Source organism: Colwellia sp. MB3u-4, from assembly GCF_014077065.1.
GTDB lineage: Bacteria > Pseudomonadota > Gammaproteobacteria > Enterobacterales > Alteromonadaceae > Cognaticolwellia.
The window spans coordinates 1-777 of sequence record NZ_JACGVE010000058.1; the positions used below are offsets into that span (position 1 = coordinate 1).

At 40.3% G+C, this 777-nt stretch carries 1 pseudogene; it reads right to left on the reverse strand.

Annotated features, from left to right (window positions below):
- A pseudogene (locus H4J61_RS02295) lies at positions 1-777 on the reverse strand (IS630 family transposase); the annotation flags it as partial.

Sequence of the window (777 nt, forward strand, 5' to 3'; positions counted from 1 at the left end):
TCTCTAGAGCAAAGATCTATCACCCTAGATGCATCTGAAACAAAAATATTCCAGGCTCGACTACATTCATTAACAATATCTTCATATCCACTAAAACATCTGTTCGCTAATTCATTTTGCCTCAGCCATTGCCATACTTGCTCAATAGGATTTAGTTCAGGTGAATAAGGGGGCAACTTTATGATTGATAAGTTATCAAATTTTTCGGTTAAATGGACTTGATGCCAAGCCGCACCATCCACAACTATCACGGCGTGTCTTCCTTTGGGCACTTTTTGGGCAATCAATGATAAGTGTTTTTCCATCACATCCATATTCATGATTGGCGCGATTAATGCCTCGGTGTCTCCTGTTGCCGGGCAAACAGCACCAAAAAGATAAGCATACTCAAACTGCTGTTGCTTAACCGCTCTTGGTCTTGTTCCTTTTGTTGCCCAGAGCCTTGTCGTTGTATTCTGCTGGCCAAAGCGTGCTTCATCTTGAAACCACATATCTACATTTTTAAGGCTGACATTCCACGGGATCGTACGGATCATTTCCATTTCGAATTTTTTTAAAAGCTTCTTGTACTTCATCTGATTGCTTCGTGTGCCTTGACCGACTCGTTATCCACGAGAAGCCTAGCTGATGTAAAAGCCGATAAATATTATCGATTGAATAGTCGACTTTAAATTCTTGCGTAATATAAGTAACAAGTGTTTGTGCTTTAAGTCTTCCGCCTTTGGGTTTAATACTATTATCATGAATGTACTGGCTTAACTGAGAGAGCTGTTGTTC